This is a genomic window from Streptomyces sp. NPDC024698 (assembly GCF_055559015.1).
The window spans coordinates 54,092-75,965 of record NZ_JBVHLK010000009.1; the positions used below are offsets into that span (position 1 = coordinate 54,092).

Here is a 21,874-nt window from a genome sequence, read left to right on the forward strand (position 1 = left end):
TGGCCGCTGCCCCGGATGTCGCAGGCGGCCAGCACAGTAGAGGGGTACACGGCATGAGCGGGAACATGACAACGCGCGCACGGGAGACATCCACCTGGACGACCCGGCGGTGGCTGCGCGTCGGGGCGGCCGTCGCGCTGACGGTCCTGGCCCTCCTCGCAGTTTCGGGAGCGTGGGTTCTTCAGCAGACGGAGTCGATCAGCGACAACCTGGTGAACGTGAAGTCTCCCGCCTTGAGCACATCGTTTCGTCTGGAGTCGGCGCTGCTGAACCAGGAGACCGGAATTCGCGGATACGGCCTCACCGGCGTCCCCGACTTCCTCGCTCCCTACCGGCAGGGACTCACCGACGAGGCAACCTACACGACCCGCCTGACGGAGTTGCTCCACGGTGACGCGGCCGCCCTGAAGGACCTGAGGACCGTGCGGAACACCGCGGATGTCTGGCAGAAGGCGATCGCCCGTCCGATCGCCGCCGCACCCGCCGGAACGCCCTCTCCGCTGACTGCCGAACGGGCCGCGGCGGGCAAGAAGGACTTCGACGCGCTCCGCAGAGCCCTGAGCGGTCAGCAGGAGCGGCTGCGGACCGAGCGGGCGCGGGCGGTGGACGAGCTCAACGCCACGATGGTGCTTCGGAACTGGCTGTTCACCGCGATCGCGATCGTCATCGCCACGCTCACGGTGCTGATCTTCGAGGGACTGCGGCGCGGCATCACCGGACCCCTGGCCCGGCTCGGCGCGGACGCCCGCTCCGTCGCCGACGGCGACTTCGACCACCCGATCGCTCTCGTCGGGCCGGCGGACCTGCGCCTGCTGAGCGGTGAGATCGACTTCATGCGCCGCCGCCTCGTGCGCGAGCTGGCGTTCACCGAGGAGGCACGCCTGCGCCTAGATGCTCAGGCCGCCGACCTACAACGTTCCAACGCCGAACTGGAGCAGTTCGCCTACGTGGCCTCCCACGACCTCCAGGAACCGCTCCGCAAGGTCTCCAGCTTCACGCAGCTCCTGCAACGCCGCTACGGTGGCCAGTTGGACGCCCGGGCCGACCAGTACATCGACTACGCGGTCGATGGCGCGAACCGTATGCAGACCCTCATCAACGACCTCCTCGACTTCTCCCGCGTCGGCCGCGTGCATCACGAGCTCCAGAGCGTCGCCCTCGATGCGGTGCTGGAACGAACCCTGTCCTCCCTCAGCGTGAGCATCGAGGAGACGGGTGCCGCGATCACTCACGACCCGCTGCCGCCTCTGGTCGCCGACCCCACCCAGATGGGGATGCTCTGGCAGAACCTGATCGGGAACGCCATCAAGTTCCACCGCCCGGACCACGCTCCCGAGATCCACATCTCTGCTGTACGGGAAGACGCGCTCTGGCGGTTCACGGTCACCGACAACGGCATCGGCATCGCCCCCGAATACGCCGAGAAGGTCTTCGTGATCTTCCAGCGGCTCCACACCAAGGACGCGTACAAGGGCAGCGGCATCGGCCTGGCCATGTGCAAGAAGATCGTCGAATTCCACGGCGGCACCATCTTCATCGACCCCGACTTCCGAGACGGCGCCCGCATCAGCTTCACCCTCGCCGGCGAACCCCCCAAAGCCATGGGCCCCTCCACCATGCCGCAGGCGACCCGCACCGAGACCGTGCCCGCGCCATGACCGCGATCGCCACCGACACCCCTGGCAGACCCTCGCCGGAACCGGCGTACCGCATCCTGCTCATCGAGGACGATCCGGCGGATGCCCTGCTGGTCGAGGAACTCCTTAAGGACACGGGGCTGCGTTACGAGCTCACCACGAGGACCACCCTCGCCGAAGCCCGCACGGAACTCGACCCCCGCGCGATCGACTGCATCCTCCTCGACCTCCACCTCCCCGACATGTCGGGGACCGAGACCATCGCCGTCGTCCGCGAACTGGCCCCGCACACCGCCGTGATCGTCTTCACCGGCCTGTCCGAGACGCAGGCGGGGGCCGAGGCGATGGCCGCCGGCGCCCAGGACTACCTCGTCAAGGGCAAGGTCGAAGCCGACCTGCTGCACCGGACCGTCCGCTACGCCGTCTACCGCAGCCAGACCGAACGCACCTCGGCCGAGGCGCAGAAGGCCCGCCTGCACGCCGAGGAGAACAGCCGTCTGCAACGGGGCCTGCTGCCTCAGCCCATCATCGGCACCTCCGCGGTCACGGTCACGACCCGCTATCTGCCCGGCGCCGAGAAGGCTCTGCTCGGAGGGGACTTCCTCGACGTCGTGGAGAGCGACGACGGGCTCCTGCACGCCGTGGTCGGCGACGTCAGCGGACACGGCTCGGACGCCGCCGCACTCGGCGTCTGTCTCCGCATCTCCTGGCGCTCCCTCGTCCTCGGCGGGCATCACGGTCCCGACCTCCTGCGCCTCATGGAACGCATCCTGATCGCCGAACGTGGCCCTCAACTCCTGTTCGCCACCTGCACCCTCCTCACCTTCGACCAGAGCGCGGCCACCGCCACCCTCTACCTGGCCGGTCACCACGAGCCCCTCCTCACCACCACCGGAGGCACCCGGGAGCTGGTGGCAGCGCATGGAACGGCCCTGGGGATCGCCCCCATCCCCGGGACCTGGCCCGCCACGGTGGTCCCGCTCCCGGCCGTCGGCGCGCTGACCCTCTACACCGACGGTCTCACCGAGGGGCACAACGGCGCGAACGCCGAGCGGCTCGGCGTGGAGGGACTCCTCGATCTGATCCGCGACCTGCCACCGGCAGACCCGGCCGCCCATGTCGACCGCCTCATCGACCAGACCCAGGCGTTGAACGCCGGGCGTCACACCGACGACCTCGCCGTACTTCGCCTCGACTGGGACAACCGATGACTTCCTCACCGGCCTTCGCCGGCGCCAGGGGTGGCGCCACCGGGGCGTCGGACTCCAGACGGGTTGCGCATCGGGAAGCGCTCCCGGGGTTACCGGGGAAGGGGGCCGCCGCGGCACACCCTGATGCCGCGGTGCCGGACGCACCCGGCACCAGGGATGCGCCGGCACGGCATGCACCGCCACCGTCAGCCCGACGAGTTCACGCGCGCCGGCGCGAAATGTCCGGGGCCGCCCTCCCTGGCCGCGCACGGCTGCGGGCTCGGACGCTCGACACGCGCGGTGGCCCGCTCGGTCAGACGTTGGAGTTGGTGAGGGCGAAGTAGGGCGAGAAGTCGTCGAGCAGGCCGGTCAGGGTCGCGAAGACGGCGAGGTCGCCGTCCGCTGTGATCTGGCCGGCTTCGACGGCGGCCGCGAGGGCTCCCGGCTTGAGCAGGGCGCCGGCGAGCTGCGCCTTGCCCAGGCGCAGAGTCAGGTCCGCGTTGTCGGTGTGGCGGGGGCGGTGGTGCAGGACGCCGTTGGCGAGCCGAAGGCTGTGCGGGCCGGGTTGGTCGCCGTCGGTGAGGTCGAGGTTGACGGTCAGGGCGGTGTCGGCCGCCTTCGGTCCGTTCAGGCGCACCGCGATGAAGTCGAGGAACAGGTCGAGCGGCATCGCCATGACCGTCTCGATGCTGCCGGTGCTCTGGACGCCGGTGGTGGGGACGCCGTTGCGCAGTTCCTGCGCCGCGGTGAGGTAGAGGTTGCGCCACTGCGGGCCTTCGGACTGGTAGCCGAGCTGCTCGTAGGCGTCGGCCTGGATTCCGCGGGCGATGTGGTTGCCGGGTTCGGCGAACACGGCCTGCCCGGCGAGCTCCACGACCCAGCGGTAGTCGCCCGCCTCGAAGGCTTCGCGGGCCAGCTCGACGACCCTTTCGGTACCGCCGATGGCCTCGACGTAGCGCTGGGCGTTCTCGGCCGGCGGCAGGGGGTGCAGGGGTCAGGCGCTGCGACAGGACGTAGGAGACCACGACCGCGACGATCACGAGGGGCATGACGGTCAGGCCCTGCGTCCCCAGGAGCAGAGTGGCCAGCAGGACCGCGGTCATCGGCAGTCTCAGCATCGCCACGCACATGGCACCGACGCCCATTGCAAAGCCGGATGTCACGTCCAGCCCCGGGAGGTGGCTCACGGCCAGCCCGACGGCCGCTCCTACGAACATCGACGGAAAGACCGGGCCACCACGGAAGCTGCTGAGAGACAGGCTGTAGGCGATCGCCTTGCAAACCACAAGGACAACCAGGGCGGCCGCCGTGTATCCGGCCTGACCGGCCAGCAGAGGGCCGAGTGCGCTCTGCCCCGAGTACATCACGTCGGACGCTGCCTTCCCCGTTCCTTCGGCATTCACCAGCGCGGCCACTCCCACAAGGGCACCGGCCGACGCGGTGGCCGCCACCCGCCGCCGCTCGACCCGTGGCTGCAGGAACAGTGCCGCCCGGCGGATGGCCGTCCCGAGAAGGGCAGCGGCCACCCCGACCGCAAGCGCCCAACCAAACCCAGCGATGTCCGGGCGGTCGGCATGCGGCACTTGATGAAGCACCAGGGAGTACGTACCCAGACCGGTCCACGACCCGAGTCCGGTGAAGATGAGTGCGCCGATACCGGCAGCCAGCAGGCCCGGCACCAGGACGACGCCCATCATCACGCCTCCGAGGCCCGCCGCCTCCATGAGGAGGAACGCACCGAGCAGAGGTGAGCCGAGCAACGTACTGACGGCCGCGAAACTCCCCGCGGCCCCAGCACTGCGCTCGCGTTCGGCTGGATGTCACGCTTCACCGACCTGGCGGCGTACACCGCCGGCCGCCGCCGAGCGCGATGAGCGGCGCCTCGGGCCCGAGCACCACGCCTGCGCCCAACGACGCCACCGCGGCGAGTGCGATCCCGGGAAGTTCGGCCGCGGTCGGCGCTCCCTTGGCGACCAGGCCCTCGGCCGGCTTGTGTCCCCCCTCCCCCGGCAGATAGCGGATGCTCAGCGCCACCAGCAGTCCGGCCGCGGCGAGCAGCGGGATCGGCCACCACGAGGGCGTTCCGTCGAAGCCCAGGCCGCGGGGCAGGTCGGTGTAGGTCAGCGATTGAAGTTCGGAGACGAGCGCGAGGAACCCGAAGGCCACCGCGGAGATCGGGATGCCGAGAAGGGCCGTCATGATGAGCAGGACCGCGTACTTGCGGGTGCGGACCAAGGCGAACGGATCGGGCGGTGTCGCGGCAGGCGACCCGACGGGGGTGGCCGACATACTCATCGTCTCCTCAGCGTCGGAAGCCGTCCCGTCACATCGGTCGGTAGGGCCTCACGCTGTTCCTACCACCGCACCACGGCGTAGCGAGTACGTCCTGCCGTGGCCGCCCGGCGATTCACCTGATGTCGTTCCGACGGCCCAGTCCATCTCGTGGGGGATGCGGCGGTGGACGTCACGGCTTGCTCGTGTGTGCGCGGCGAAGGGCGACCCGTCGCCAGACCGCCCGCTGGCAGCGGAGCGTGACAGTACCGACCACGATCAGCACGAGGATGTTGACCACCAACTGCACGAACGAGCCCCAGGCCTCGCTCCCGCTGCCGAAGGCGGCGGAGACCGCGATGTCGGCAGCCGCCGGAATGGTCGTGACGGAGATGAACACGCCGAGCAGTGCACTTGTCTTCGCCTCGGTGAGCGAGACGATGCCCACGATTCCGGCCAGGCCGGCGACGGCGAACGAGAAGAAGCCGGGTGTATCGATCAGTTCGGAGACAGGCCTCACGCCCAGGCTGAAGGCTTTTGACTCGAAGTCACACACGCGGATCAGTAGAGCGAAGAGGAAAGTCGTGACGATGGCCAGCAGAAAGCCCAGCAGCAGGGCGCGCAGCCCCTGGCGGATCCGTGGCCCTTTGTGCCGGTCGAAGCCGAGCGCGATGCTGACGATCGCCCCGTACTCGGGACCGACCACCATGGCCGCGACGATCAGGATCTGCGAGTTGGTGACGATTCCGACCGCACCGAGGAGACCGGCGATGACGAGGTACAGGTAGAAGCTCGGCGCGTACGTCCCCTGGGCCCTGATCCGTGCCTCGACCTGATCCCAGACGGGCGCGTGGGTAAGTGTCCCGAGCTCCTGGGCAGCCGCAGCGCCTCCACCGACGAAGGCCATGTCCACCGGCTCGATGACGATGGAGCCCCGGCTGTCCAGGCGCAGGGCGCGCAGGGAGCGCAGGACGTCGTTCGCGGCACCGGTCAGCACGTCGCAGACGATGGCGTCGCCGTCCGGGGTGCGCGCCGCGCCGCGTTGCACGATCAGATTCAGGACCGAGGGGTCGCCGGAAAGGAAATCGACGACCTGGTCGGTGAGGTCCGGCGGGCTCACCGCGCGGACATGGATCAAGTCCAATCCTGAACCTCCACGAGCTCCGGTGCCACGGCGCGCTGCCGGCCTGTGCAGGATCCCTCACACGGACCGGTCCTCCACGGCAACGCCGCGCGCGGGTTGCCGACCGTCCGCGCTCGCCGATGGGAGAACGGCCGGCCGTCCACAACAGGCGCGTCCCGTGCTCCTGGCCGATAGTGAATCCAAAGGACCGCTCTGACCTGGGGACATCATGGACCGCTATGCGCCCATCGCCGAACACGGCCTGATCGGCGACTTGCAGACCGCCGCGCTGGTGACCTCGCGGGGCGTCGTCGACTGGTTCGCAGCGCCCCGCTTCGACTCTCCCAGCATCTTCGCCGCGCTGCTCGACCATGACCGCGGAGGCTACTTCCGGATCGCCTCGGCGGATCCGGAGGCCAGTTGCAAGCAGTTGTACTACCCGGACACCGCCGTCCTCGTCACCCGCTTCATGTCCCCCGACGGCGTGGGCGAGGTGATCGACTGGATGCCGCCGAACACCAGCCGCGCCCCGACCGACCGGCATACCTTGATCCGAGCTGTGCGCACGGTGCGCGGCACCGTGCGCTTCGACATGGAGTGCCGCCCGCGCTTCGACTACGGCCGGGCCACGCACGACCTCGACGTGCGCCCCGAGGGCGCGGTCTTCCGGGCGCCGGGCATCTGCGCGTACCTCCAGAGCACCTTCCCGGTCGAACGCGACGGCGACGATCTGCGCGGGTCCGTGACGCTGAACGTCGGTGAGACGGCGGCAGCCGTCCTGACCGTCTGCGACGCCGACGGACAGGCCCCGCCGCCTCCCACCGTCGACGGGATCACCCAAGGGCTGTGGGATGCCGCCGAGTTCTGGCAGCGGTGGGTGCACGGCTCCAACTACCGCGGCCGCTGGCCGGACATGGTCAACCGCTCCGCGATCACCCTCAAACTGCTCACCTACGCCCCCACCGGCGCGCCCGTCGCCGCGGCCACCATGGGCCTGCCCGAACAGGTCGGTGGCGAACGGAACTGGGACTACCGCTACACCTGGGTCCGGGACGGTTCGCTGTCCGTACGTGCCCTGCTCGACCTGGGTTTCGTCGAGGAGGCCACCGACTTCACCCACTGGCTGGGGGACCGGCTGCGGGAGTCCGCGGGCAAGGACGGTGAGCCCCTGCAGATCATGTACCGAGTCGACGGACAACCCATTTTGAGTGAAGAGATCCTCGGTCATCTGGAAGGGTACCGAGGGTCCGCACCCGTACGCCTGGGGAACGCGGCCGCCGACCAACTGCAGCTCGACATCTACGGCGAGGCCCTCTACGCGCTGTCAGAGGGCCGCGCGATCGCCCGCCAGGCCGGCTACCGCGGCTGGAAGGTGCTTTCCCGGACGCTGGACTGGCTGGCCGACTCCTGGGACCGTCCCGACGAGGGCATCTGGGAGACCCGCGGGGGCCGCCAGGACTTCACCTACAGCCGGGTCATGTGCTGGGCCGCGTTCGACCGCGGCCTCCAGCTGGCTGCCGAGTTCAGACGGCCGGCCGACACCGAGCGCTGGACGAAGGCCCGCGACGCCATCCTGCTTCAGGTCATGGAACAGGGCTGGAGCGAGAAGGCTCAGGCGTACGTCCAGCACTACGGTGGTGACGCCGTCCTGGACGCCTCGCTGCTGCTGATGCCCCGGGTCGGATTCGTCGCCGCGCAGGATCCGTCCTGGCTGTCCACCCTGGACGCGATGGACCGCACCCTGGTGTCCGACAGCCTCGTCTACCGGTATGACCCGGCCGCCTCGCCCGACGGACTGCGCGGCTCCGAGGGCACCTTCAGCCTCTGCACCTTCCTCTACGTCGACGCACTCGCCCGGGCCGGCCGGCTGCGGCCCGCCCGGTACACGTTCGAGAAGATGCACACCTACGCCAACCACGTCGGCCTCTTCGCCGAGGAGGTCGGCCCCAGCGGTGAGCAACTCGGCAACTTCCCGCAGGCGTTCACCCACCTGTCGCTCATCATGGCCGCGAGCACTCTGGACGAGGCCCTCGACCAGCAGCGTGGCTGACCGCCCCAGGAGCGATGTTCATGCCCACACACCACCAGCGGCATCCTCGACCACGCCAGAGCCAGGACGATTTCAAGGAGCTCTACGGGCGCCTTGCGCACCTGGGGACGGGCGACGCCCGGGGCGCACTGGCCACCATCACCCCGGAGCGCGTTGTCGCCGCGGCGCGCGAGGTCCGCCTCGGCCGGACGGTGACGATGGCGGCGCCCGTCGAAACCCGAACCGCCCCCGACAACCCGCACCCCGCCGGCCACAGGCTGACCGGGCCGCCCGAGGACGAGGCGCATGCCCACGGGCTGCACTTCGCCACCGATCACTTCGGCATGAACGTGCACGGCGACGCCGACAGCCATCTCGACGCGCTCTGTCATGTGGTCTACGACGGCACCCTGCACGGGGGTGTCCCGGCGTCCACCGTCACTCCGGACGGCGCCACGGCACTGTCCGTCGACCTGGTCCGCGACGGGATCGTCGGCCGGGGTGTCCTGCTGGACGTCCCGCGGCTGCGGGGTGTCCCCTGGCTCGAACCCGGCGACCACGTCACCGCCGACGACCTGCGGGCCTGCGAGCGGGACCAGGACGTCCGGGCCGGTGAGGGCGACCTGCTGTTCGTCCGGGTCGGCCATCGCCGCCGGCGGACGGAGACCGGACCCTGGGACGCCGCGCGCACCCGCGCCGGACTGCACCCGACCGCGATGGAGTTCCTCGCCGAGCGCCGGGTGGCCGCCCTCGGCGGCGACGGCAACAACGACACCGCCCCGAGCCTCACCGACGGCGTGGACTTCCCCGTCCACGTGCTGGGCGTCCACGCGCTCGGGCTCCACCTCCTCGACTACCTCCAGTTCGAGGACCTGGTGCCGTTGTGCGAGCAGGAGGGCCGCTGGTCGTTCCTGTGCGTCATCGCGCCCCTGCGCCTGCCCCAGGCCACCGGTTCCCCCGTGAACCCCATCGCGGTCCTCTGACCCCGATCCACCAACCGGCAGCGACCTTGCCCCGACGACACCGAGGTGGCCGACATGGCCGACGACCAGCACTACGACGTCATCATCATCGGCACCGGAGCAGGCGGCGGCACCCTCGCCCACCGCCTCGCTCCCACCGGCAAACGCGTCCTCATCCTGGAGCGCGGCGGTTACCTTCCCCGCGAGCGCGACAACTGGGAGTCGACCGCCGTCTTCGTCAAGGGCAAGTACCGAGCCCCCGAGTTCTGGTACGACAAACACGGTGAGCAGTTCCCGCCCGAGGTCAACTACTACGTCGGCGGCAACACCAAGTTCTACGGCGCCGCGCTGTTCCGTCTGCGCCCCGAGGACTTCGGCGAGTTGCGCCACCACGGCGGCATCTCCCCGGCCTGGCCGCTCCGTTACGAGGATCTGGAGCCGTACTACACGCAGGCCGAGCACCTCTATCTCGTGCACGGGCACCACGGCGAGGATCCGGGCGAGGGGCCGGTCAGCGCCCAGTACGCCTATCCGCCCGTCCAGCACGAGCCGCGGATCCAGCAGCTCAGCGATGACCTGGAGAAGCACGGCCTGCACCCCTTCCACCTGCCCATCGGCGTCAACCTGACCCAGGACGACCAAGGCGGCGCCACCCACGGCAGTGTGTGCATCCGCTGCAACCGGGTCGACGGATTCCCTTGTCTCGTCCGCGGCAAGGCCGACGCCCAGGTCATCTGCGTCGAGCCCGCGTTGGAGCACGACAACGTCCGAATGGTCACCGGCGCCAACGTCCGCAAGCTGGAGACCGACGACGCAGGACGCACGGTCACCGGCGTGGTCGCCGAGCTGGAGGACGGCTCCGAGACACGCTTTCACGGCGACATCGTCGTGGTCGCCTGTGGAGCGGTGAACTCCGCCGCGCTGCTGCTGCGTTCGGCCAACGATCGGCACCCGAACGGCCTGGCCAACAGCTCCGACACGGTCGGCCGCCACTACATGCGGCACAACAACCTCGCCCTGATGGCGGTTTCGAAGGAGCCGAACGACACGCAGTTCCAGAAGACCCTCGCCCTGAACGACTGGTACCTGGGCGCGGACGACTGGGAGTTCCCGCTCGGCGGCATCCAGATGCTGGGCAAGTCGGACACCGACCAGATCAAGGGCGAGGCACCGCGCTGGGCCGGACTCTCCTCACCGGACATGCCCTTCGAGGTGCTCGCCCACCACGCCGTGGACTTCTGGCTGTGCGGCGAGGACCTCCCCCAGCCGGACAACCGCGTCACCCTGAACGGCAACGGCGACATCCATCTCGCCCTGGACGAGAAGAACAACATCGAAGGGCTGAACCGGCTCCAGCACAAGCTGCGGGGCATGCTCGGCAGACTCGGCATGCACCCGCACCACCTGCTGCCGCACAGCCTCTACCTGCACAAGGGCATGCCGATCGGTGCCACGGCGCACCAGGCCGGCACGGTCCGGTTCGGCACCGACCCGCAGACTTCCGCGCTCGACGTGAACTGCAAGACCCACGAACTGGACAACCTCTACGTCGTGGACACCAGCTTCTTCCCGAGCATCGGCGCCGTGAACCCGTCCCTCACCGCCATCGCCAACGCCCTGCGTGTCGGCGACCACATCACCGAGCGGATCCGCTGAGCCACATTCCTGGATCCGCACCGACCTTGGCGGCCCACGCGGCACGCACAGCGGCCGGATGCACCTGGGTGACCCGCGGGCATCCGGCCGAAATGCCGTGAACGGGATCCCTACGTCGGCGGATCTGCCGTCGGCGTCAGCAGGATGGCGATGTCGCCGCCCCCGGCCGTCGGCACACTGGTCTCGGTGGCCGCGAAGATCTGCCCGTCCGGGCGCACCACGAACAGCACGTCGTGTCCGGCCGGGACGCCCCCGTCGGCCCGGTGGGTGACGATGCGCGCGCCGTTCGCGTACCGGCGCGCCAGCGCGGGCCGGTTGAGTCCCTCCCCGAACAATGCCTCGCTGCCCGTGTAGGGGGCGACGACCCCGTGACTGCGGGTGGGCGGTGCCAGGCGATGGACGGGACCTTCCACCGTCTCCTTGAGGGTCATGAACGCCAGAGCGTTGAAGTCGTCCTCGTCGGTGAGCAGCAGCACGTCCGTGATGCCCTCCAGTTCGGCACCGGCACCACTGGCGGCGGCGAGCAGCTGGCCCGGGGCCAGGTCGAGGCCGGCGTCCGTGATGCTTCGGCGCTCGCGGTCGAGTCCCGCCCACATCAGCACGTCCAGGCCCGCCGAGCGCAGGGCCAGCCCCAGCTGGACCACCCAGGGATCGCCGCCGACCAGGAGCGGGCGTGACCGGGCCGAACGGCGGACGCCGAGCCACCGGGCCACAGGGAGCGCCGTCAGGCCGTACACCATGACGGTGGCGACGATCACCACGAAGGTGGCGGGGAGGATCTTCTGCGCGCCGCCGATGCCCGCCTGAACGAGGGACACGGAGAAGGTGGAGGCGGTGGCAGCGGCGACGATGCCGCGTGGGGCCATCCAGCCGATGAACCACCGCTCCCGGAACGGCACATCGGTGCGGAAGGTGGACAGCAGCGCCACCAGGGGTCTGACCACCAGCACGAGGGCGGCGACGAGGCCGAGGGTCGGCAAGGCCACGTGGCGCAGGGACTGCGGGGTGACGGTGGCCGAGATCGAGATGAACAGCAGACCGATGATGAGCGAGACCATCGTCTCGAAGAAGGGTCGGCGAGCGGGCATGTCCAGTCCGGGCAGGTTGGCCAGGGCCATTCCCATGACGACGGCGGCGATGAGTCCGGTGTCGTCCCGGAAGGCGTCGCAGACCGCTGCCACCAAGACCACTGAGGCAAGTTGCAGCGTCGTGGAGAGGACCTCGTCGAGGGTGAGGTGACGCAGCAGAAGCCAGAGGAGAGCCACCCCGATGGCTCCGCCGGCCAAGCCGACCGCGATGCTGGCGCTGAACTTTCCGAGCTGGCTGCCGGGACCGTGCTGTTGGCCGGCCAGGACGCCGTGGAAGACGAACGCCCCGAGGATGCCGCCGATCGGATCGATCAGAGAGCCCTCCCAGATAAGCACGCGTTGCAGTCTTTCCGTCGGCCGCACGTAGTTGAGCACCGGCCCGACGACGGTCGGGCCGCTGACGACGAGAATGGCGCCCAGCATCACGGCCGCGCCCCTGGACATGCCGACGACGGGGATCGCGAGCAGGGCGGCCGCCAGCCAGGTGATGAGCGCCCCGAGCCAGATCAGCCGGACCACGACCTTGCGGGTGTGGCCCTTGAGGCGTCGCAGGTTCAGCCCGAGTCCGGCGTCGTAGAGGATCACCGCCACGGCCAGCGAGACCAGGGGTGAGAACGCGGGACCCAGCAGCTTCTGGGGGTTGACGTCCTCGGTCAGCGCGCCGGCGGCGAAGCCGGCCGGCAGCAGGAGAAGGATCGCCGGGACCCGCAGCAGGCTCGCCACCAGCTGGCAACCGACGGCGAGGGCCACGATCACCCCGATGCCGAGCAGAACCTCACTCGATGTCACTGCTTCCCCTCCTGACGTGTCGGCCTGCCCGACGAGCCGGACCACGGGCACAGTGGTCGACCAGGGGCACGGCGACCGGGGCGCTGCGCAGGGCCCGCACGGCGAAGCCGCCGCCGAGGATTGCCACCGGAGGGGTCAGGTGGTCTTCCACGGTGTGGTCAGCCTCCGGTGGCGAAGCCGGGGAAGAGGGTCATCCCGCCGTCGACGAACAGGGTCGTGCCGACCACGTAGTCCATGAGGTCGGAGGCCAGGACCGTCACCGCGTCGGCGATGTCCTCGGGGTCACCGACCCTGCGGTACGGGATCAGCCGCAGGAGATCCTGCTCTGCCTCGGGTGTCTCCCAGGCACTGCGGTTGATCGGGGTCTTGATGGCGCCCGGGCCGACCGCGTTGACGCGGATTCCGTGCGGGCCCAGTTCCTGGGCCAGCGTCTGCATGAGCATCAGGACACCGCCCTTGGACGCGGCGTAGTTCACGTGACCGGACCACGGAATGAGCTGGTGCACGGAACTCATGCAGACGATCTTCCCGGCGGAACGCGAGACCTCCGGCACGACACCGCGCCGCAGGAACTCCTTGGCCGCCTCCCGGGCACACAGGAACTGACCGGTGAGGTTCACGTCGATGACCTTGTGCCACTGCGCGAGGGTCATCTCCGTCACCGCCGCGTCCCGTTGCAGACCCGCGTTGGCCACCAGAATGTCGATCGTGCCGAACTCCTCCAGCATCCGGGCGAACATCCCGACGACCTGACCCTCGTCGGACACGTCCGCCTCGTGCGCGAAGGCCCGCACGCCGAATCCCCGGATCTGGCGGACCACGTCCTCGGCGGCCTCCTGCCCGACGACGTAGTTGACGACCACGTCGGCGCCCGCCCGGCCCAGCGCGACGGCCGTCGCCAGGCCGATGCCGGAGTTCGCCCCGGTCACCAGGGCCTTCTGGCCCCGCAGCAACGGCAGCGCCGCGAGCTGCCCCTTGACGTCCGCATCTGAGGCCACTGCCGTCTCCCGTCGCCCGCCGAACTTCGACACCAAGGGACAACACTGCTGGGCCGTGAAGCCGCGCGCGGGCCACCAGCCACCCCACTCCTCCATCCGGGCGGAGATGCCCATCCAACGGCCCAACCAGGGCTTGACCGGCCCCGTCGGACCTTCTCCGTGGCTGGATCCACATGGCCCGACCGCCCAGGCGAACACCACAGCCGTCGAGTGGGAGAGCGAACGCCCCAGTTCTGGGCGAGTTCCGCGCAGACGGACAGGCCGCGCCCGCCCTCGTCGCTGGTCTGGGTAGGGCGAAGGTGTGGTGGGACGGGGCTGGAGTCGCTGACGCCGTCGGAGTCCTGCCCACGGCGGCGTCTGCCAGGCGCCGTCGTACGTGTTCACCCTCCGCCTGATCAACAGCGGCCGTACGCTCAGCCGCAATCGCAGCAGTTCGCCCGCGGATTCCTCCACGGTCAAGACGCCATTGTCGCCGGCCACTCATCTACCTGGAGCTCAGGACGAGTCGAAGGCCAAGTCACCCGAGTCAAGCCGATCAAGCGAGCGGGACACGGCCGAGCCGCACTCGACCTTCTCCGAACCCGAATCTTGCTCAGAACCTGACCACAGCACCCGTCACAAGATCAGCGACAGAGTCCGTTCACCTGCGCGTGCCTGAGCACACTCACCCATACGCCGACACGGGCACCCGCATCGCGGGCTCTGCTCAGTGGCCGCCGCTCGGGGGTTCACAGTTACTGCCGTCGGGGTAGCCGCCGAAAGCATCCGCCTCGGTGGATCCACTGCTCATCGTGCCCTCCACACACCAGGGAGAGACGCCGATGTCGATCAGGAAGCCGATCCCTGTGGGCCCGTTCTGGTACGCCCGCACCTTGTCGGCGGAGTAGCCGAGACCGGTGAGCGCGTCGCGGACGCTGTCCGGGGTGAAGTCGCCATGCCGGCGCAGCGGTTCGAGTGCATCCTTGACGCGTCCGACGACCCTCAGTCCGGCGCAGCGGTTCTGGCCGTGGAGCGCGATGGGAACCCTGAAGCCGTGGTTCTCGGCGTAGTGGTCGGCCGGCGACTCGGTGGAGACGGGGGCGGCCGTGGACTCCGTCGGCTCGGCGCTCTCGCCTGGACAGATGAAGTCCACTGGTGTGCTCGGCGTAACCGTACCGGTCGGCGTTGGATGCGCACCCCGGTCTCCGCCGGCGACATCCCCTGCCCGCTGCGTTCCGCACCCTGTCGCCGACAGGACCAGCAGCGCTAACGTCAGCATCCCGAGTCGGGCCCTCATCTTCCTTGGCGTCGTCATTCCCTGATCCTTTCCTGCAACTCGGGGGGCGTCATGAGTACTTCTACTCATGACGGTGCAGTGGACGCTGTGCGCCGAAGAGGTCCGGCCCGAGGACGGCCCGGCCCACCGCGATCCCTTGCAGGCGCGCCGCGGCAAGTGAGACCTCCTCGGGATCCGGCTTCACTGCCGGCCGCCCGCGACCGCGTCGACGAAGCGATCGAACGGGTCCGGGCCGACCCCGAGGGCGGCACGTCGTACGCGGCGCCGCACCGTGCCAAGCTGCCGGCCGGCGTCGGACGCACCGAGGAGGCTGTCGCGGTCCTGCGACCTCACGCCTGCGAGAGCAGTCACGAGCTGGCTCGGTGCCTCATCGACCTCGGCCGGGTCGAAGGGGCCGCGGTAGCCGTCCTGGCTCAGGACAAGCTCTCTCCCTCACCGTCCTTGGCCACCGCCTGGAGAGCAGGGCCCCCGTTCTGGAGTGTGCCTGGCAGGAACCGAGGGCTGATCGGGCCACCGATGTGTCCGGGCTGCCCATGAACCGTGTACGGGAGGCGGGTGCCGTCGAAGGGACATGGATGCCCCCCGGGGGACCGCCGAGCTGATGCGGGCGCTTTCCAGGGCAGGGGCCCGGTGCCGCACCTGGTCCTCCGGCTGCGGGGTGACCATACGAATCAGGTCGGTTCTGCGGTCCACGGCCACGCGGCCTCGCGGCCGGCCTCGATGAGGCGGACCATCCGGAACGCGGCGTCCGTGAGGCCGCCGAAGGTGTGCCGGTGGGGGCCCGTTGGGCCGTGGGCGGGTTGGTATCCGGCAAGGTTCCAGGTGTAGACCGGGATGCCGGGCGGGACAGGTTCTGCCGGTCCGCCGCATTCGCAGGGGGCTGCCTGCTCGTCGGTGACGATCAGGACCCGGTCGTGCCCCTGGTAGTGGGTCCGCACCGCCTTCGTGGTGTGGGTGCCTCCTAGACTGTGGAACCGTTTCAGCACCTCGAACACCGACTCTCCCGCCGCGAACGGCACCGGCGCGCTGCTCCAGCCGAACTCCACCAGGTCCGCCTGCTCGGCGCGCAGGGCCAGTGCGGTGCCGAACACGGCTGCCGCGTCCGACCGGGTCAGCTTGGACCGCTCGGAGACCGTGTCCCAGAACATGGAGTCGGACCGGTCCACGAGGATCAGGGTCCGGCCGGGCAGCGGCGGTACGTTGGCCAGGGAGTGGTTCAGTGCCTGTTCCAGCGCAGCGGCCCAGCGCTGCGACGGCGCGTGCTGGTGGGCTGCCAGGTAGCGGAAGGGGAACTGCCGGGACCGGGCAACCTCGGAGACGTCCGAGAGACGGGCGGCGACCTGGGCCGCGACGTCGTCCGAGACGCCCGCCTCGTCGAAATTCCGAAGGTTCCGCAGGAGCGCCATCGGCGCCATCGCGGGGATCACGGCTTCCCACACAGCGGCGTCCAACGGTCCGTGAAGCCAACCCGCGAGGACCTCCCACGTCATGCCTGCCGCGGCCAGCCGCTCGGAGCCGCCGGGCCCGGTCGCCAAGGCACGCCGCTCGTCCGCAGGCGCCTCCATCAGCGCCCGGTGAGCGGTCAACAGACGGTCGGACGAAGGCGGAACTGCCTGTTCCGGGTGGTGACGGCGGTCCAGGGCGTGCCGGAAGAGGGCACCCTGCCAGGGCTTGTCCGGGTCGGGAGAGGCATGCACCAGGTTCAGCACGTCGCCGAAGCGCAGATCCTTCGAGGCGGTGTCGTACTTGAGCAGGGACCGAGACGTGTACAGACGGCGTACGCCGTCGGCGATGCCCCTCTTCACCGGCTGCGGTACGTTCCGCCCGTAGGTCGAGATCCAGTGGGCGAGCAGTTCGCCGGGCTCGTCGGCGCGCTGGAGGACCGAGTCGATCACGGACCGGTTGGACGGGCCCCCGCGCTCCCCCGCCTCGATCCGGGCCCGCACGTACGCGGCGGCGCCCACCAGGGACGCCGTGCGCATGTTGCCCTCGCCGCGCAGCCAGCGCAGCAGGCCGGCCGTCCAATCGGGATCCTGGAGAGCGAGTTTACCGACGAGGCGGGCATACCGATCGTCCCGCTCCGCACCGCTCTCGTAGAAGGTGCGCTGGGAGACGAAGTTGCCGACCGCGAGCAGGAAGAGTTCCTCTCGGGGTTCGCGGACGAAGGCTTGACCGCCCTCGTAGGTGCGGGGGTCCGGTGCGCACTCGTGAGCGAGCTGTGGTGGGGACAAGGAGCGGGCGGCGGCCGAGACGTGCGGGGCCACGAGCATCTCGGACCAGATCTTGGAGACGCGCGGGGTGTGACGAGGCAGCGAATCCCCCTGGATTCAAAGGACTGGACGGCCCTGGGCCGACAGGCCGACAGGGCTAAGGCGCCCCGAAGGGGCGAACACGCCCGCGCCTGCCGAGATCAAAGGTGGCGGCGGCGTCACTTGGTTTCGGAAGGAAGTAGCCGCAGCCGAGCGCATCGGAGGCGCGGTCGCGATCACAATGTACAAGCGCCACCTCGTCGCAGACCAGCGATTTATTTCTCCCGCCGCGATTCGCCATCTGGCCTGGTCAGAGACGTTGCCGGAAGGGGTGTGACGAGTTCTCAGCCCGCCGAGCCCAAAGGCAAGGTCACCTCGTGGTCGCGCACGGGCGGCAGGCAGCCGGCGGTCTCGCTGCACGCCCCGTACGTGAGGAACACCCTTGCGCTGTCGCTGCCTTCAAGTCGCCGGACGGGGAGTTCGAGGGTGACCAGCCCGTCCTCGTACACCGGCAGCGCGACGTCGAGGCCGGCTGGGCGTAGCACTCGCGGCTTCGCGTCGGTGGTCGCCGGACCGGTGGCCCTCAAGCCGCCGTCGGCACGGATCCGGGTCGGGATGCCGATCCCGTCAATGCCGTCGTTCGGAAGGGTGAGGCTGTAGAGGTGAAAACCCGGCTGTTCCGGCCGCAGTTCCGCGAGGATCCGCACGTGGCCGTCGCGGGATTCCGTCCGAACTCGTACGGCCACGCCGCCGATTGTGAAAGGGGCCGCCTTCGCCGTGGTCCCGGTCTGGCCCGGGCCTGCGCACCCGGCGAGTTGGGCAGCGGCGACCGTCAGGAGCGCGCAGCCGACCATCGAACGGCGGGCCCGGAGCCGGGCCTCTACTGCCATCGCTTCAGGAACTTCTCGACCTGCGCGGCAGACATGGTGCGTGCGTTGGCGAACTCGCCCCGGTTCGTGGCCACTTCGACCCGGCCGGACGCGGAGTCCAGGACGGTCAGGGCAGGTATGCCACTCGTATGCAGGTCGACGTAGCGCTTGGCCACGTTGAGGTTGTGGTCGAACTCGCCGACGTCCACCTTCACTACGTGGTACTTGGCCAGCAGCGCGGATGGCCCGGACTCTTTGAAACGGGCGCTCAGTACACGGCAGTCCATGCACCAGTCGGCGCCGAAGTCGACGAGCACCGGACGGCCGTCATGCTTCGCCAGCTTGAGAGCGGCCGCTATCTCGGCAGCCGCGTTCGCCTTCGGGTCGTACTCGAACGCGCCCGCCGCCGCGGAAGGTGTTTGCGAAGTTCCTTCTGGTGAAGCCGACTTCGCGGCGGGTGCTGCCGAGACGCCGCGAGCGGTCCCGTGGGAGGCTGTGGCCTCGCCGTTACAGGCGCTGAGTACCGGCAGGGCGAAGGCGGCCAGTACCAGTGCTGCGGGAAACAGGGGACGTCTCACGTGACTCCTTGAAATTCTCTTGTCAGACCCCGTCGCGTACGCGGGCGCCGCTGATGTTCTGCGTGGGCTGCGTGCTCTGCACGCGCTGCGTGTCCTGCCGGAAAGCTGCAGGTGCGCGCGCTAGTTTCGCACAGGGGCATGCGAGTGTGCTCGGGCGTTTTCCGCTCGGGCGCAGGTCACGTCGACGGGTTCGCAAGGGTGCCGTTCAGAAGTCGGGGCGTTCGGTCCGTCCCCGTGTCCGGTCGCTTCCCGACGAGTTCGTACAGCACTGCGGACGGAACGCATCCGACGCGGCAACTTGAGCACTGGCGGCCGCAGTCGTGGGCGTCGACGCCTCGCCACGTGAGGGTCTCACTCAAATCGCCGCCTCGCGTCACGGACAACACGTAACCGAGATCGCCGCGGAGTCTCAAGGGCGAGAGCCAAGCAGCGTCCGTGACGCCAAGGGGCTGCTGACAGGACCGAATCCGACGAACACCTGCTTGAGCCGCTCAGGCTGTCAGCGGTGGGTGCCAGAATCCTCGGCATGCCACTGTGCGAATACTTCTCCGCCGCTGACGACCAAGCTGCTGTCGCCGTCCTCCAGACTCCCGGAGGGCCGGGTCAGGCGGAACTCGACGTGGTCGCTCTCAAGAACATCGACCCGGTCGTCGCGATCGCCCACCTCGAAGCGATCATGACGGGCTGCACCTATGAGGAGGCCAGGGGGCGTCCGCGGTCCGGACAACTGCTGTCCGACCCGGAGGAAGGAGGGGCGTTCGTGGTCAGCTTGACGGACACCTTGACGGCTGCCCTCGCCTTCGCATCGCAGGACGACCTCGTCCGCGTTGCTGAACGGTGGTCGAAGACGGACGAGCTCCGGCAGATCGGTATCAGCGTCGAGACCACGTCCGGAGTCCTGAAAACCCTGGCCGACCTGGCTCAACGCGCCCACACCTCAGGCCAGCGGCTGTATTGCTGGTGGGCTCTGTAGCCCACCAGCGACCAGTTGCCTTCAGCGGCGTGCTTCTCTCCTCCGCTCCGCAGACCGACGACGACCCGATAGCCGGAGGGTTGGGTTTCCGGGTTGTCGGCGCACCGATGCTGGTCTTCACATTCCTTACTCGTCGCGGGAGGTGGAAGGTGATGACGACAAACGGCTTCTCCCGGACGTCCACCATCCGTGGCGCGTAATTTGGCTTTTGAGCGGTGCTCAGCGCCGGCCGCCTGCAATCTAGAATTGACCCGACCGAGCTGCCTATGGTCGGAGGGTTAAGGGAGTGCGCTTCAGCTATCGCGTTGACGCACCGCCTCCGACGCAGCCGATGAATGGAGCATGGGTGGAGAACGGGCGGCGTCGCCCTGATTCGGCCGACCTCGTCGCGGCCGGATGCGGATGGCTCGTGATCGTGACCGTCGTTGCCCTCCCTGGCCTTGCCCTGAACGATGGGCCGCTGACGGTGTACTTGGTGATTCTGGGAAGCGTGATCGGGTTGCTGTGGACCCGTAGGAGGTTGCGCCGCTGAGCAGTTCACCGCGAGCGCACGCACCGGTCGGCTAGTAGTGCTTCGTTAAGTTCTGGTTCTGGTGCAACGTAGGGACGCGTCCCCTGCTGCAATGGAAACCGCTCGGCCGGTGTACACCGGTCAGGGTTCCCCTCTCCAATCCGCGGAGCACGGTGGCCAGGATGGCGATTCCCCGCCAACCATAGTCCGACGGGCTCGGTACAGCGATGGAGCGCGGCCGGGGCTGCATAGAGGCCGGAGCATCCGCCACCGCATCGCCCGCAAAGGGATCGGATCCTCGCAGCGGCTCGGATGCCACCGACGGGTTGTCGAGAGAACAGTGTCCTGGCTCGTCGTCTCCACCGACGCTACGAGCGCAAGGCCGAACAATTCCTTGCCTTCGCCGGCATAGCCGCGGCCCTCATCTGTGACCGCCGACTCATCCGCTTGGACGGGCATCACCCGTCAGTGTGAGGTTCCGACACTGCTGACCCAGACAACGAAGGGCCTGATCTCTGGCGCGGTCGCGGTCTGCTCCGAGAGGTTCTGTGGGTCGTCCAGGTCCGACCAGGCGATGAGGCCTGGATCGCCGTCGGCCAGAAATCCCTCGACGACCGGACCGAGGTCGTCGGAAGCCACATAGGTACCGCTGAAGGGCAACACATCCCGGGGCACAGAACCTGTCGAGCCCCGGAGTTGTCCTGCCTGCCTGTCGTGCCACACGTAGAACGTCGCCACCCCGGAGAAGCCCAGATCTCGAATGCGTTCCTGGATGGCAGCAGCAGTCCGCTCGAAAGCAGTCACCACCTCGGCAACGGACAACGAACTCCTGTCCTCGTCAGTCGCACCCAGCGACCAGGAGTTGGACTCCCACTCCATCCGCCGGTCAGCCGGCTCCAGCACCACCGGCTCGTCCGCCACCTCAGCGATCCACGTCAACAGCACCACAGCAGTATCCCTGCACATAAGGGGCTGGTCCTGTCGATCTCGTCCGTCCAACGATCACACTCCGATGAAACTCACCGTTTCCGTCATGTCCGCCCGCCCGGTACGCAGCCTCGGCACGCCGTCCTTCTCAAATCCCACTGAGATGCCGCAGAACAGCACGAGCTTGTCTTCGGCTCCGACTGCTCGGCTGACGGTGGTGCGGTACATGGTCCACATCACCTGGGGGCAGCTGTGCAACCCTTCCGCCCTCAGCAACAACATGACCGTCTGCAAGTACATCCCCGCGTCACCCCACTGTCCGGGCCCCATCGTCCGGTCGAGGTAGCAGAACAAGACGACCGGTGCTCCGAAAGCCTCCGAGTTCAAGGCAGCGATCTTCTGGGGCCGGTCGGGGTCGTCGCGCTCAATCCCCAGCGCTTGGTACCGCTGAGCCGCCGCGGCGGAGAAGCGGTCCAGATACGGCGACGTCAGTTCGTCCGGGTACATCGGATACTCCCGCTCATCACCCGGGTCTCCCGTTAGTGCCCTGGCGGTCGCCTGCCTCTTCAGGTCAGCCAAGGGTTCGCCAGTCACGACATACATGTGCCACGGCTGGAGGTTCCCACTGGACGGAGCCCGCGTCGCTGCGGTCAGTACTCGTTCGAGCACCCGCTTGGGCACGGTCTCATCACTGAATGCCCGCACGGCCCGGCGACTGTCCACGGCCTCATACACATCCATGTCTTTG

The 21,874-nt window shown here is 68.9% G+C and carries 17 protein-coding genes and 2 pseudogenes; 7 read left to right on the forward strand and 12 right to left on the reverse strand.

Annotation, left to right across the window (positions count from 1 at the left end; genetic code table 11):
• The first annotated feature begins 65 nt into the window (after positions 1–65).
• Positions 66–1,658: a sensor histidine kinase gene (locus ACZ4AA_RS21660; protein ID WP_467604604.1), complete on the forward strand. Its 1,593-nt coding sequence runs from the start codon at positions 66–68 to the stop codon at positions 1,656–1,658.
• Positions 1,655–2,848, forward strand: coding sequence for a PP2C family protein-serine/threonine phosphatase (locus tag ACZ4AA_RS21665; protein ID WP_467604608.1), 1,194 nt, complete (start codon positions 1,655–1,657; stop codon positions 2,846–2,848). Before ACZ4AA_RS21660 ends, ACZ4AA_RS21665 begins: the two co-directional genes overlap by 4 nt.
• Positions 2,849–3,140: 292 nt before the next feature.
• Here the strand turns inward: ACZ4AA_RS21665 and ACZ4AA_RS21670 are convergent, their stop codons facing one another.
• The 3 genes and pseudogenes from ACZ4AA_RS21670 to ACZ4AA_RS21680 all read right to left on the reverse strand — a co-directional run bounded on the left by ACZ4AA_RS21670 (position 3,141) and on the right by ACZ4AA_RS21680 (position 6,242).
• On the reverse strand, positions 3,141–3,818 hold the full coding sequence (locus tag ACZ4AA_RS21670) for an alkyl sulfatase C-terminal domain-containing protein (RefSeq protein ID WP_467605232.1): 678 nt from the start codon (positions 3,816–3,818) through the stop codon (positions 3,141–3,143).
• Positions 3,787–5,116: pseudogene (locus ACZ4AA_RS21675) on the reverse strand (chloride channel protein); the annotation flags it as partial. The pseudogene ACZ4AA_RS21675 and the gene ACZ4AA_RS21670, both read right to left, overlap by 32 nt.
• A gap of 175 nt (positions 5,117–5,291) precedes the next feature.
• Positions 5,292–6,242: a DUF389 domain-containing protein gene (locus ACZ4AA_RS21680; RefSeq protein WP_467604612.1), complete on the reverse strand. Its 951-nt coding sequence runs from the start codon at positions 6,240–6,242 to the stop codon at positions 5,292–5,294.
• 208 nt (positions 6,243–6,450) lie between these two features.
• On the opposite strand from ACZ4AA_RS21680, the gene ACZ4AA_RS21685 reads away from it, so the two are divergent.
• From ACZ4AA_RS21685 to ACZ4AA_RS21695, 3 genes are read left to right on the forward strand one after another with little or no spacing between them, the layout of a single operon-like run.
• Positions 6,451–8,271 (forward strand): glycoside hydrolase family 15 protein, encoded by a 1,821-nt coding sequence (locus ACZ4AA_RS21685; protein ID WP_467604614.1) that lies wholly within the window; start codon positions 6,451–6,453, stop codon positions 8,269–8,271.
• A 20-nt stretch (positions 8,272–8,291) separates the two neighbouring features.
• Complete coding sequence (locus ACZ4AA_RS21690) at positions 8,292–9,233, forward strand: cyclase family protein (RefSeq protein ID WP_467604616.1); 942 nt, start codon at positions 8,292–8,294, stop codon at positions 9,231–9,233.
• Positions 9,234–9,287: 54 nt separating this feature from the next.
• Positions 9,288–10,868, forward strand: coding sequence for a GMC oxidoreductase (locus ACZ4AA_RS21695; protein ID WP_467604619.1), 1,581 nt, complete (start codon positions 9,288–9,290; stop codon positions 10,866–10,868).
• Positions 10,869–10,978: 110 nt separating this feature from the next.
• Here the strand turns inward: ACZ4AA_RS21695 and ACZ4AA_RS21700 are convergent, their stop codons facing one another.
• From ACZ4AA_RS21700 to ACZ4AA_RS21730, 7 genes are all read right to left on the reverse strand, one after another.
• Positions 10,979–12,745, reverse strand: a complete 1,767-nt coding sequence (locus ACZ4AA_RS21700) for a cation:proton antiporter (RefSeq protein WP_467604621.1) — start codon at positions 12,743–12,745, stop codon at positions 10,979–10,981.
• 158 nt (positions 12,746–12,903) lie between these two features.
• Positions 12,904–13,698: an SDR family oxidoreductase gene (locus tag ACZ4AA_RS21705; protein ID WP_467605236.1), complete on the reverse strand. Its 795-nt coding sequence runs from the start codon at positions 13,696–13,698 to the stop codon at positions 12,904–12,906.
• A 751-nt stretch (positions 13,699–14,449) separates the two neighbouring features.
• Entirely contained in the window at positions 14,450–14,875 is a 426-nt protein-coding gene (locus ACZ4AA_RS21710) for a hypothetical protein (protein ID WP_467604624.1), read from the reverse strand.
• A 324-nt stretch (positions 14,876–15,199) separates the two neighbouring features.
• Positions 15,200–15,370, reverse strand: coding sequence for a hypothetical protein (locus ACZ4AA_RS21715; protein ID WP_467604626.1), 171 nt, complete (start codon positions 15,368–15,370; stop codon positions 15,200–15,202).
• Between the two features lie 320 nt (positions 15,371–15,690).
• On the reverse strand, positions 15,691–17,289 hold the full coding sequence (locus ACZ4AA_RS21720) for a TROVE domain-containing protein (RefSeq protein WP_467604629.1): 1,599 nt from the start codon (positions 17,287–17,289) through the stop codon (positions 15,691–15,693).
• A 323-nt stretch (positions 17,290–17,612) separates the two neighbouring features.
• Complete coding sequence (locus ACZ4AA_RS21725; protein ID WP_467604632.1) at positions 17,613–18,014, reverse strand: hypothetical protein; 402 nt, start codon at positions 18,012–18,014, stop codon at positions 17,613–17,615.
• A 134-nt stretch (positions 18,015–18,148) separates the two neighbouring features.
• The gene (locus tag ACZ4AA_RS21730) at positions 18,149–18,715 is read right to left on the reverse strand and encodes a thioredoxin family protein (RefSeq protein ID WP_467604635.1); all 567 of its coding nucleotides are present in this window, start codon (positions 18,713–18,715) and stop codon (positions 18,149–18,151) included.
• Between the two features lie 526 nt (positions 18,716–19,241).
• Between ACZ4AA_RS21730 and ACZ4AA_RS21735 the strand changes: the two genes are divergently transcribed.
• A complete protein-coding gene (locus ACZ4AA_RS21735; RefSeq protein ID WP_467604638.1) occupies positions 19,242–19,688 on the forward strand; it encodes a hypothetical protein in 447 nt (148 codons plus the stop codon).
• A gap of 767 nt (positions 19,689–20,455) precedes the next feature.
• A pseudogene (locus ACZ4AA_RS21740) lies at positions 20,456–20,673 on the forward strand (hypothetical protein); the annotation flags it as partial.
• On the opposite strand, the gene ACZ4AA_RS21745 reads toward ACZ4AA_RS21740, so the two are convergent.
• Complete coding sequence (locus ACZ4AA_RS21745; RefSeq protein ID WP_467604640.1) at positions 20,665–21,147, reverse strand: hypothetical protein; 483 nt, start codon at positions 21,145–21,147, stop codon at positions 20,665–20,667. The pseudogene ACZ4AA_RS21740 and the gene ACZ4AA_RS21745 sit on opposite strands and share 9 nt — an antisense overlap.
• A 54-nt stretch (positions 21,148–21,201) precedes the next feature.
• Positions 21,202–21,867 (reverse strand): nitroreductase, encoded by a 666-nt coding sequence (locus ACZ4AA_RS21750; RefSeq protein ID WP_467604644.1) that lies wholly within the window; start codon positions 21,865–21,867, stop codon positions 21,202–21,204.
• Positions 21,868–21,874 lie beyond the last annotated feature (7 nt).

Coding starts and splice junctions, on each gene's coding strand:
- ACZ4AA_RS21720 (WP_467604629.1), bottom strand. CDS start 17,289: ATGCTCGTGGCCCCGCACGTCTCGGCCGCCGCCCGCTCCTTGTCCCCA.
- ACZ4AA_RS21735 (WP_467604638.1), top strand. CDS start 19,242: ATGCCACTGTGCGAATACTTCTCCGCCGCTGACGACCAAGCTGCTGTC.
- ACZ4AA_RS21695 (WP_467604619.1), top strand. CDS start 9,288: ATGGCCGACGACCAGCACTACGACGTCATCATCATCGGCACCGGAGCA.
- ACZ4AA_RS21685 (WP_467604614.1), top strand. CDS start 6,451: ATGGACCGCTATGCGCCCATCGCCGAACACGGCCTGATCGGCGACTTG.
- ACZ4AA_RS21750 (WP_467604644.1), bottom strand. CDS start 21,867: ATGGATGTGTATGAGGCCGTGGACAGTCGCCGGGCCGTGCGGGCATTC.
- ACZ4AA_RS21665 (WP_467604608.1), top strand. CDS start 1,655: ATGACCGCGATCGCCACCGACACCCCTGGCAGACCCTCGCCGGAACCG.
- ACZ4AA_RS21660 (WP_467604604.1), top strand. CDS start 66: ATGACAACGCGCGCACGGGAGACATCCACCTGGACGACCCGGCGGTGG.
- ACZ4AA_RS21690 (WP_467604616.1), top strand. CDS start 8,292: ATGCCCACACACCACCAGCGGCATCCTCGACCACGCCAGAGCCAGGAC.